The 1,614-nt window shown below is 48.9% G+C and carries 2 protein-coding genes; both read right to left on the reverse strand.

Annotated elements, in window-relative coordinates; genetic code table 11:
* A partial coding sequence (locus tag E1958_RS19460) for a cation efflux transmembrane domain-containing protein (RefSeq protein WP_133513346.1) occupies nucleotides 1-220 on the reverse strand: 220 nt, incomplete at its 3' end.
* Between the two features lie 64 nt (nucleotides 221-284).
* Nucleotides 285-1,202: a hypothetical protein gene (locus tag E1958_RS19465; RefSeq protein ID WP_133513347.1), complete on the reverse strand. Its 918-nt coding sequence runs from the start codon at nucleotides 1,200-1,202 to the stop codon at nucleotides 285-287.
* Nucleotides 1,203-1,614 lie beyond the last annotated feature (412 nt).

Raw genomic sequence — 1,614 nt, forward strand, 5'->3', positions numbered from 1 at the left:
TATACGTAAATATCGTGATCATGAACGCAGCGACATGCGTGCCCATATGCCAGCCGTCGGCCAACAACGCCATAGAGCCAAATATGACGCCTGCAATGATTTCAATAATCATGGTAACGGACGTCATGGCTAAAACTTGTGTGGTGCGTCGCTCTCCTTTTTCATGAATGGCCGCGAAATCATGATTGTGCTGCCAGGTTTTAAGGGTTTGTATGTGCATTTGATACTCTCTCTCGTTCCCACGCGCCGCGTGGGAACGAGAGAAATGTGCATTCGATACTTCCTTATGCTTTCACCTGAGAATCCGAAAGCCTTTCAATCCTTTCCGCCACCTGGTTTAAATCCTTGTAGAAACGCATATCGAGAATAATCTTGTCGATATGGTCATCCAGCAAACCGGCGTCGTCTTCGCGGTTTCTCAAGAATATGGAATTTCCCCACACTAGATAATCCGGCATTTGTTCCTTGATAACGGGTCTGATTTCGGTCACATCCGCCTCGAAAAAATCCCAGCGGTGGGTGGGGCTGAGCGTCACCATTTGTCGACAATTCCTGAGGCATTCATCCACCGGCAATCCCCAATAGCGCGAGCTGTGACAGGCCCTGGCAAAAGACACGGGAAGGATATCCGGCAGCAGACTGATAGCATAACCCTTTTTTTTGAGACTCGATGCCGATGCCTGTAGCGTTTTCAAAAAGGGCATTTCCACTTCGAAGCGGAAGGGATAACGTTCCATGAAGTCATCCATCCACTCATTGTCAAAGTTGCCCGTCAATAGATTTCCCCGCACCCTTTCGCTCTCGTCACGAATGATGTGATCATGCCACGGGCATTCGGCGTAGGAGAAAAACAGGACGTCTCCGATGGAAACAGACGGGATTTGATTCTTGAAGTGCGTCTCCAAATAGGCCAAGGCACCGAAATCATTGACGGAAATGGTATCGGCCTGGTCGCAGACCAAACCGAATAGTTCCGCCACCTTGTCGAAATGGCTTTCATAGAGGATGGGTATACTGAATTTCTTTTTGAAGCCATCGAGGCGGGAGAAAATTTCCTCCATCAGCGGGCGTGGCGGCAGCTGCAGATAACAACTTTCACTGCCGAAATTGACCCAATCGATACCGATTTTCTCCGCTTGCCGGAGAAAAGCATCTTCCAGCAGGCGATCATAATCGAATACTCTGAGCTCAAAACTAGGCACAATCCACTCTCTCCGGCACGGGTAGTATTAAACCATTCCAGCCGATTTTTTGGTTGTCATTTCGAGCAAAGCGAGAAATCTTATAGCTGGTACAGGTGCTTTCAACGGTCGATCACATTGAATCGGCAGGATTTTCAGGGAAGATTTAGCCGCAAATGAACGCCAAAAACGCAAATTCGGAATCGACTCGGTTTGCGTCCATTTGTGTTAGCTCGTTCCCACGCTCCAGCGTGGGAATGCAGTTATGGTCGCTCCAGCGGCCAATGTTTCATGACGCTGGAGCGTGGGAGTCAGAGAGGTCCTGATTCCGCGAGCTAAACGATATAGGATTTCGTTATGTTCGTCGGCCTGAACCGGCAACGTTTCTTTTCACAGAACCTTGGGAGCCAGATGCTTGACCAGATCAATTCCT

It is taken from the genome of Candidatus Thiosymbion oneisti (assembly GCF_004359955.1).
Lineage (GTDB): Bacteria > Pseudomonadota > Gammaproteobacteria > Chromatiales > Chromatiaceae > Thiosymbion > Thiosymbion oneisti.